This is a genomic window from Zobellella denitrificans, from assembly GCF_002237365.1.
Lineage (GTDB): Bacteria > Pseudomonadota > Gammaproteobacteria > Enterobacterales > Aeromonadaceae > Oceanimonas > Oceanimonas denitrificans.
This window is the reverse complement of record NZ_NMUO01000123.1, coordinates 1-9,047: the sequence shown is the minus strand read 5'-3', so window position 1 is coordinate 9,047 and position 9,047 is coordinate 1. Positions and strand designations below refer to the sequence as shown.

Sequence of the window (9,047 nt, the reverse complement as noted above, 5' to 3'; positions counted from 1 at the left end):
GTTGAGGGCGACGGCGTCCGGGCGCCACTCGGCCAGACAGGCCAGGGCGGCGGCCGGGTCGGCCTCCAGCGCCTCCAGTTGGGCCTCGTCCAGTTCTTCGAGCAGGGGGGCGAGTTCCGGCCAGGGCAGGGAATGGCAGGCAAAGGGATAGCGCTGCCAGTCGCCGCGGGTGCGGTGCAGCAGGGTGCTCAGGGTGTCGAAAAGATCGGCCAGGTCGCTCATGGGGGCGGATTATAGCGCCGAGCCCGGCGCCGTGATAGCGGGGGCGGGACCGGGGCGCTAGAATAGCGCCTTTGTGTCGACGAGAGGGGAAGCCCATGCAGGCCTGGGATGTAATCGTGATCGGCGCCGGCGCCGCCGGCCTGATGTGTGCCGCCGAGGCGGGCAAGCGGGGGCGGCGGGTGCTGGTGCTGGATCACGGCAAGCGCATCGGCCGCAAGATACTGATGTCCGGTGGCGGCCGCTGCAACTTCACCAACTACCATGTAGAGCCCAAGGCGTTCCTCTGCGCCAACCCCCATTTCGTCAAGTCGGCCCTGGCCCGCTATACCCAGTGGGACTTTATCGCCCTGGTGGACAAGCACCGTATCGCCTTCCACGAAAAGACCCTGGGCCAGCTGTTCTGCGACGATTCGGCACAGAACATCGTCGATATGCTGGTGAAAGAGTGCGAACAGGCCGGCGTCAGCATCCGCCTGCGGGCCGAGATCCTGGAGGTGGAGCGGCTGGGCGAGGGCTTTACGGTCGCCACCCACGACGAAGCCTACAGCTGCCATTCCCTGGTGGTGGCCACCGGCGGCCTGTCCATGCCCAAGATCGGCGCCTCCCCCTTCGGCTACAAGCTGGCGGAGCAGTTCGGCTTGCGGGTGCTGCCCACCCGGGCCGGCCTGGTGCCCTTTACCCTGCAGCCGGAAGACAAGCAAAGCCTGGAGCCCCTGGCCGGGGTGAGCCTGCCGGTGGTGGCCGAGAGCGAGGACGGCACCCGCTTCGCCGAAAACCTGCTGTTCACCCACAGGGGCCTGTCCGGCCCGGCGGTGCTGCAGATCTCCTCCTACTGGCAACCCGGCGAGCGGGTCTGCTTCGAGCTGCTGCCCGCCGGCCGGCTGGCCGAGGGAGTGGCGGACAGCCCCAACCAGGAACTGAAGACCTGGCTCGGCCGCCAGCTGCCCAAACGGCTGGTGGAGGCGCTGCTGGCGCGGGAAGGGCTGGTGAACAAGCCGCTCAAGCAATACACCCCGAGGGAGCTGGCGGCGATAGAGGAAAGGCTGACGGCCTGGTCGCTGAAGCCCGGCGGCACCGAGGGCTACCGCACCGCCGAGGTGACCCTGGGCGGGGTGGACACCCACGAGCTCTCCTCCAAGACCATGATGGCCAACAAGGTGCCCAACCTCTATTTCGTGGGCGAGGTGATGGACGTCACCGGCTGGCTGGGCGGCTACAACTTCCAGTGGGCCTGGAGCTCCGGCTGGTGCGCCGGCCAGGTGGTGTGAGGTATGTCGTAATGTCGTAGAACACTGCGTGTGATTGTGTGAGTAAATTTCTAGTTATATCAATATATTATGAAAATGTCGTTTGTTTTTTATCCATCATTACCTTCACTTATTGCGTCAGGTGAAGCTTTTTAGAAAAAAGTGTTTAATCTATATACAAAGTGTATAAAATGCCGCTAGACTGAACTTATGCGGTAAGGATTAGAGTCGAGATACTATGAATAACCCTTTGTATGTTCTGGTAAAAATAGGGATAGCTCAGATCCCGAACAAAATACTAGAGTCAAAGCGAGACGATCTGCATGAAGCGTTGCGCCAAGATTATCCGATCATAGGAGCGGTGCGCGAGCTGCATCAGCAGATGTTCAATATTACTCCAAATGGAACAGAGGTTAGTAAGGATATTGTTCCTCTACTATCCATGATGGATGTTGATAAGGAATGGGCATTCAGGATACAACCAGATGCCTTTTTCATCCAAACGAGAGCGTATTCCAGCTACGAAGATCTCCAAGCTAGATTAGAAAAAGTGCTAAGTCTCGTTAATGAATCTGTTAAGGTTACGCACTATCAGTTTGTTGGGATTCGGTATGTTAATAAGTACTCACTGGGGAATATGGTGGATTTTTCTCACTGTATAGCCAGGCAAGATTTTTTGCAGCCTAATTTAGCTGGTTTATCGATGGCTGGTTCAAATTTATTATCTGTCTACGTTGATGGTGAGAACACACTTAATATTAATAGTGGAGTAACCGTTAATAATGCTGCTTTGAATGGCGATCTCATGGACTTGGCTCAAGATTTAGGTATTGATCCAAAACCTCTTGATGGGGTATATGCTCATGTTGATCTTGATGCGCATTGCTCTCTTAAAAAGCCAGTCGTATTCTCTTTGGACTCTGTGCTTGATAAAATTAATAGCTTGCGCCGGATAGCCAAGAAAGCACACTTAGAAATCGTGAAGCAAACTACGTAAAGGAAAGTTGCCATATGAGAAACTATATTGATGGTGGCTGCACATCCAGTACAGATGCTAGAACAGTGTCTGGCATCGCTGCCGGTTCATATCTCAACTCTAGAGCCATGGGATATACTCAGGCAACTACTTCCCAACGTGGTAATGCTAAACGATTTGGAGAACGGGCTCGAGCATTAGTTTTTCCGTTCATAATTGGAGGTTCTATAGGGAGTGCGGTTTCTACAGATGTTGCTACGCATTCAAACTCTGAACCAGGGAAGGCTTCTTTTATTCCTCATGTGTGGGTAAAAAAAGAAGAAGAACAAGGTGGTAGCGATGAAATTAAGAAAGACTCAGTTTCTTACGCAAAACTGAGTCAACAGTTACAGAAAGATTTTGGTTTCAAAAAAGTCGCTCCTTGGGCTCGAGTGATGAAAGTTGAGCGTAAAACTATTTATGATTGGCGAAAGCGTCCTGAAACAGAGGTGCAGCCTCGTATTGCTGTTCGGTTAGAGGTGTTGAAGACTTTACATGAAGGTATGGAGCCGGAGCACCGGCGTTTTGTATCCGATATGACTTTTGGACGTTGGTCTGATGCCGATTTTTCAAAAGCTTTGTTAGCTGTGGAGCTGGACCCAAAGGCACTTGCAGAGCACTACGACCGTCTGTTTTTGGATTTTGTTGGTCTGGATAAAAGGGACAACTTGACTGGAGTTTAATTGATACGGTCTAAACATGATTTTTATTGTCGATAGAGTGGTATTTACTAATGTCAGATCAGCTATTGGCGAGTGATGCTGCTCCCAAAAATCCAAGAGAGTCGTGGCTGGATGCGGGATGGGCAAGGGGTGTTTTTGTTGATCTAAAAAAGCCAAATGGGATTTTGAATACCTTGCCCGAGAGGCTGGTGAAAAGAGTTCAACAGAGTCAATCTGCTTACTTGATTCCTTTGCTTTATGATTGCGCCTTGGTGGATGAATGTTTCGACTCTGAACCATGGGCTCCGGTCATGATCTGCTGGAACATAAATAATCCATTAGGGAACTTTATGAATGGAAAGAACCCTCGCACTTACCACTTCGAACTGGTTCTAGACGGTGAAAATCAATGGTTCGAGGCTACAGCTTTAGGTTTGTGGTTTGTTTGTCGGAAATCACTGTTGACTGAACAGATAGATAGTAGTATCAAATGGCCAGAGGGTGTTCTGAAGCGAGTGTTGATTTGGTCGTCATCTCGTAGTACTCGCGAAGTTTTTCCAGATGATTGGAATCAAAACCTTTCAATTGTCCACAAGCGACTAGAGAAGATCTGGAAGAGCTCGGATTATGAGCATATCTCTGAAGTGTTGCTTCGTATTGAGCCTAACGAAGACGGATATGGTGCAGAAGTGATATTGACCTTACCTGATGAGGCTATTCAAAAACTGGGGGCTCGACATCTCTTCAAACCAGGTGGACCAGCAGAAACTCTTGAGTTACGGCTGAAGACAGCTATGACGGCTGCCCAAGGGGTAAACGTAAAAGCTGTAAAGGTGATGCCTGAATCACAACTCACCCTTACAATGATTAGAAATTATCAACGATGGCACCTAGATTACTACAGTTTTCGCTCTTATCCTGAAGGTAATCGCCCCGCCTCTTCTACCGAGTAGAGAAATATCTATGGATACCTTTACCTTATGAAATGTAGGGACTTGGCTTTCTTGAGCCTTTTGCTCAAAAGACTTTGAACAGAATCTCAGGAAGGCAACAGGTTCTGGTCCGAGGCGCAGCAGGACAGTATCCACTCCAACAGCGCGCGCTTGGCCTCGCCGGTTACCTCGGGCCGGACGTCGATCAGGCCGTAGCCCCGCTGCGTCCGCAGGCTCAGTGACTCCAGCCCGACCAGCATGCCGCCCTCGATCAGGTGGTCGACCAGGCCCTTCCAGCCCATGCCGACCCCCGATGCCGCCTGGATTCGGGGCGTGGTGCTGTTCATTCATTATGCTTTTGATTGCATCCCTGCCCCGCTCGCCCCTATGATATAGGCAGTCCATAACCATAGGTTTTAACTCGTTTTATGAGTTTATTGATAGCTTTTGCTATACTCTCAATCGGTGTTTCCTTCCTCTGTTCCATCCTTGAAGCCGCGCTCCTGTCGATAACCCCCAGTTACATCGCCCAGCTCAAGCTCTCCAATCCGAAGCTGCACGAGAGCATGAAAGTGCTCAAGGATAGGATCGACCAGCCCCTGGCGGCCATCCTTACTCTCAACACCGTCGCGCACACCGTGGGTGCCACCGGCGTCGGTGCCCAGGTCACAGTGGTGTTCGGCGACGGCTATCTGGGCGTGGCGTCGGCAATCATGACGGTGCTGATCCTGGTGCTGTCGGAGATACTGCCGAAATCGATAGGTGCCCGCTACTGGCGCGCGCTGGCGCCCATACTGCCGCGGTTGCTGAACGGCATGATCTTTGTCCTGAAGCCCTTTATCTGGGTCTCGGATCAGATCATGAAGCTGTTCGGCGGCCATGCGCCCGAGCATGATTTACGGCAGGAGATCAAGGCCCTCTCGGTGCTGGGCCGTGAGCTGAACAAACTGGACGAAGACGAGCAACGGGTTATCGCCAATATCCTGGATCTGCACGATATTACCGTCCGCAGCATCATGACTCCCAGGACGGTGTGTGAAGTGGTCACGCCCTATGCCAAGGTAGCCGACTTTGCCGAGCAGGTAAAATCCGGCCAGTTTTCCCGTTACCCTGTGATCGACAAGGATGAAACCCCGCTGGGGCTGCTGTTCCGCTACGACATCATCCATGCCGATCCGGAACAGCCGGTCACCTCCCTGATCAAGCCGGTCACCATAGTGTCGGACAAGCTCAACGTCGAGAATCTGATGAGCCAGTTCATGCACGAGCGCCAGCACATGTTCCTGGTGTATGACGAATACGGCAGCTGGCTGGGTCTGGTGACCATGGAAGACGTGATCGAGACCATCATCGGCAAGCCGATCATGGACGAGACCGATGATATTCCCAACATGCGCAGGTATGCCAAGCGGCGCTGGAAGCACCGCCTGAAGAGCCTGGCGGAAGACTGAGCCCCTCTTATTCTTGAGAAACATTAACAATGGAAAGACTGATTGAAAAACTGATGTATTCGTCGCGCTGGATCATGGCGCCGATCTACCTGGGGCTGAGCCTGGTGCTGGTGGCGCTGGGCGTCAAGTTCTTCCAGGAAATCCTGCATATCCTGCCCAATATCCTGGCGATGAAGGAAGTGGATCTGATCCTGGTCACCCTGTCGCTGATCGACATCGCCCTGGTGGGCGGCCTGATCGTGATGGTGATGTTCTCCGGCTACGAAAACTTCGTGTCCCGGCTGGACGTGGAGGAGAGCGACGACAAGCTGGGCTGGCTGGGCAAGCTCGACGCCGGCTCGCTGAAGAACAAGGTGGCCGCCTCCATAGTGGCGATCTCCTCCATCCACCTGCTGAAGGTGTTTATGAACACCGAGAATATTCCCAACGACAAGATCAAGTGGTACCTGCTGATCCACATCACCTTCGTGCTGTCGGCCTTCGCCATGGGCTATCTGGACAAGATCACCCGCAGCAAATGAGGCGGACGGGCTGGAGTCTTGGCCAGCCCGTGGCTATGCTGCCGGACACCCGAATCTGTTGAGTCGATATCCTTGAGAACCTTGCCCGACAACCTGATTTCCCGCTGGCTGTTGATCTTCCTGCTGTTGGTGGCGGTCTATTTTTTCCATGACTTCCTGGTCCCTGTGCTCGGCGCCCTGATCATCGGTTTTGCGAGCTGGCCCTTCTATCGGCGGTTGCTGCGGCTGTGCGGCGAACGGGAGCTGCTGGCCGCCAGCATTGCCGTGCTGACGGTGATGGCGGTGCTGGTCGTACCCCTGTCGTTCGCCTTCACCTATGCCTTCGGTGAAATCAAGCATTGGGTGGAGTGGCTTATCGAGGCGAACCGGGAAGGGGCAGCCATGCCGGACTGGTTGCGATCTCTCCCTGCCCTGGGTAGCTGGTTGTTGCCTTATTGGCAACAGTATGTGGCCGAACCCCATGCCCTGAGCGAGCTGGTACAGTTACTCAGCGGAGAACAGCTGGGCAATATCTACCGCTGGCTGCTGGCGTTGGGGAGCAGGGCCTTCCATCTGTTTCTGATCCTGGTCTTCCTGCTGATCACCCTGTTCTTCGTGTACAAGGACGGGCATGCCCTTGCCGTTCAACTGGATCGGGTGGGCGAGTCCGTGCTGGGCGGACATTGGGCCCGGTTTTCCCGCATGGTGCCGGCCACCGTCAGCTCCACCGTCACCGGCATGGGGCTGGTCGCCCTGGGCGAGGGGGTGGTGCTGGGCATCGCCTACTGGATTGCCGGCGTGCCGTCTCCGGTGGCGCTGGGGGTGTTGACCGGCTTTATGGCCCTGATCCCCGGCGGCGCGCCGCTGTCCTTTACCCTGGTTTCGCTCTACCTGGCCGGCACCGGAGAGACAGTGATGGCGGCGGGCCTGTTTCTGTGGGGCGTGATCGAGCTGTTTATCGTCGACAAGACCATCAGGCCGCGGCTGGTGGGCGGCCCCATCAAGTTGCCTTTTCTGCCGACCTTTTTCGGCCTTGTCGGTGGGGTGACCACCATGGGCATTGTCGGTCTTTTTATCGGCCCGGTGCTGATGGCGTTGCTGGTGGCGATCTGGCGTGAATGGCTGCACAGCCTGGGCCCGGCCTCGCAGCCATGAGGAGCAGGGCGTTTCCCGAGCGACCAGGATGATGATGTGGCGCGCTTTAGTTTGGCTTGTTCAGAGGCGCGATCGCGATTGAGTTGGTTGGCCTCCCGGCGGCGTCGGCACCCCGGCTCAGGGCGTCTCGCCGCCGGCCGATGGCAGCCCACCGGCGTCGGCCAGCGGGCTGGCCAGCACCTTGTCGATGCGGTTGCCGTCGAGATCCACCACCTCCAGCCGCCAGCCCTCCCAGTCCAGGTGTTCGCCGGTGCCGGGCATGCGCCCCCACAGCCACAGCAGCATGCCGCCCAGGGTATGGTAGCGGCCGCGTCCGTCTCCCGGCAGCCGCTTCAGGCCGAGCCGATCCTGCAGCTCGTGCACCGGAAGCAGGCCGTCCAGCAGCCAGGAGCCGTCTTCCCGTTGCACGGCCCAGGCCTCCCCGGGCTCCGGTGAGCTGAACTCCCCGGCCAGGGCTTCCAGCAGATCCTGCTGGGTCACCAGCCCCAGGACGTCGCCGTATTCATCCACCACGAACACCATGCGGATGCCGGAGCGGCGGAACTGCGCCAGCAGTTGCAAGCCGGTCTGGGATTCGGGCACGAACACCGCGGGTTGCAGCAGCTCGCCCAGCGCCGGCGGCGAGGCACTGAGCTGCTGGCGCAACAACTGCTTGGCGGTGACCACGCCCAGCACCTCCTGGATATCGCCCCGACACACCGGGAAGCAGGAATGCTCGGAGTCGTTGACCCGCGCCAGCATGAGCTCCCGGGGATGATCGATGTCCAGGAAGACGATGTCGCTGCGCGGCGTCATCAGCGAGAGGATCCGTCGGTCGTCGAGGCGGAAAATCTTGCGCACCATGTCGTGTTCATAGGGCTCGATCACCCCGCTGAGGGAGCCTTCCACCAGCATGGCGTCGATGTCTTCCTCGGTCAGGTGGCTGCCGCCCGGCGCCTGCTGGCCGAGCAGCCGCAGCAGGCCGTCGGTCGAGACGGACAGCAACCAGACGAAGGGGCGCGACAGCTGCGCCAGCCAGGACACGGGCCGGGCCACGCGCCGGGCGATGCCCTCGGCGTTGAACTGGGCGAGCCGCTTGGGCACCAGTTCGCCGACGACGATGGAGACATAGGTGATGCCGGCCACCACCATCACGGTGGCCGCGATGGCGCTGGCGCCCGGGCTCAGGCCGGCCTCCCGCAACAGCCCGGCGAGGGGACCGGCCAGGACCGCTTCCCCCACTATGCCGTTGAGCAGGCCGATGGCGGTGATGCCGATCTGCACGGTGGAAAGAAACTGGGTCGGCTCCCGGCCGAGGCGGACCGCCACCGCCGCCGCCCGGTCGCCTTCGTCGGCCAGCCGTTGCAGGCGGCTCTTGCGGGCGGTGACCAGGGCGATCTCCGCCATGGCGAAGAGGCCGTTGCACAGGATCAGGGCGATTAACAGAACGAACTCCATACGGCCTCCTCGGTGTCCCGGCTCAGCCGGCGGTGGAAGAACGGTGGCGGGCCCAGAGCCGCAGACTCAGCTTGGCCGCTTCGTCCAGCAGCAGCACGCTGGACGCCACCAGGGCGCAGCGCAGCCAGTCGCCCGGGCCGAGGGCGACGGTGGCGAACACCTGCTGCAACGGCGGCCAGTGCACCACCAGCAGCTGCAGCAGCAGCACGGCCGCCAGCGCCAGCCACAGCTTGCCGTTGGCCAGGAAATGGCGGTTGAAGGCCGAGCCCTGCTCCACCCGAGCGTTGAACACGTTGAAGAACTGGTACAGCACGAAGGTGGTGAAGGCCAGGGTGCCGGCCCGCTCCGGCGCGTCCTGCGCCAGGCCGTAGACGAACATCGCCAGGGGCTGGCTCTTATAAAAATCTCCCGGCCCCCCAGACACCC

The 9,047-nt window shown here is 57.6% G+C and carries 10 protein-coding genes and 1 pseudogene; 7 read left to right on the top strand and 4 right to left on the bottom strand.

Going from position 1 to position 9,047, the window contains the following annotated elements:
• Window positions 1-222 (bottom strand): annotated as a pseudogene (locus tag CGX12_RS17870) (methyltransferase); the annotation flags it as partial.
• A gap of 95 nt (window positions 223-317) precedes the next feature.
• Here CGX12_RS17870 and CGX12_RS17865 point away from each other — a divergent pair.
• The 4 genes from CGX12_RS17865 (at window position 318) to CGX12_RS19660 (ending at window position 4,099) form a co-directional block, all read left to right on the top strand.
• On the top strand, window positions 318-1,490 hold the full coding sequence (locus CGX12_RS17865) for a BaiN/RdsA family NAD(P)/FAD-dependent oxidoreductase (RefSeq protein WP_094041182.1): 1,173 nt from the start codon (window positions 318-320) through the stop codon (window positions 1,488-1,490).
• Between the two features lie 217 nt (window positions 1,491-1,707).
• A complete protein-coding gene (locus CGX12_RS17860; RefSeq protein WP_094041181.1) occupies window positions 1,708-2,466 on the top strand; it encodes a TIGR04255 family protein in 759 nt (252 codons plus the stop codon).
• Window positions 2,467-2,480: 14 nt separating this feature from the next.
• Window positions 2,481-3,167 (top strand): hypothetical protein, encoded by a 687-nt coding sequence (locus tag CGX12_RS19665; RefSeq protein WP_142995674.1) that lies wholly within the window; start codon window positions 2,481-2,483, stop codon window positions 3,165-3,167.
• 50 nt (window positions 3,168-3,217) lie between these two features.
• Entirely contained in the window at window positions 3,218-4,099 is an 882-nt protein-coding gene (locus CGX12_RS19660; RefSeq protein WP_142995673.1) for a hypothetical protein, read from the top strand.
• Between the two features lie 86 nt (window positions 4,100-4,185).
• Here CGX12_RS19660 and CGX12_RS17855 read toward each other — a convergent pair whose 3' ends face one another.
• The gene (locus CGX12_RS17855; protein ID WP_142995672.1) at window positions 4,186-4,425 is read right to left on the bottom strand and encodes a hypothetical protein; all 240 of its coding nucleotides are present in this window, start codon (window positions 4,423-4,425) and stop codon (window positions 4,186-4,188) included.
• 81 nt (window positions 4,426-4,506) lie between these two features.
• On the opposite strand from CGX12_RS17855, the gene CGX12_RS17850 reads away from it, so the two are divergent.
• From CGX12_RS17850 to CGX12_RS17840, 3 genes are all read left to right on the top strand, one after another.
• A complete protein-coding gene (locus CGX12_RS17850) occupies window positions 4,507-5,529 on the top strand; it encodes a CNNM domain-containing protein (protein WP_094041178.1) in 1,023 nt (340 codons plus the stop codon).
• Window positions 5,530-5,558: 29 nt separating this feature from the next.
• The gene (locus CGX12_RS17845; protein WP_094041177.1) at window positions 5,559-6,050 is read left to right on the top strand and encodes a TIGR00645 family protein; all 492 of its coding nucleotides are present in this window, start codon (window positions 5,559-5,561) and stop codon (window positions 6,048-6,050) included.
• Between the two features lie 72 nt (window positions 6,051-6,122).
• Entirely contained in the window at window positions 6,123-7,184 is a 1,062-nt protein-coding gene (locus CGX12_RS17840) for an AI-2E family transporter (RefSeq protein ID WP_094041176.1), read from the top strand.
• 117 nt (window positions 7,185-7,301) lie between these two features.
• On the opposite strand, the gene CGX12_RS17835 is transcribed toward CGX12_RS17840, so the two are convergent.
• Both CGX12_RS17835 and CGX12_RS17830 read right to left on the bottom strand, forming a co-directional pair.
• Complete coding sequence (locus CGX12_RS17835; protein ID WP_094041175.1) at window positions 7,302-8,621, bottom strand: hemolysin family protein; 1,320 nt, start codon at window positions 8,619-8,621, stop codon at window positions 7,302-7,304.
• 22 nt (window positions 8,622-8,643) lie between these two features.
• On the bottom strand, window positions 8,644-9,047 hold a 404-nt coding region (locus CGX12_RS17830; RefSeq protein WP_176442110.1), incomplete at its 5' end, for a cation transporting ATPase C-terminal domain-containing protein.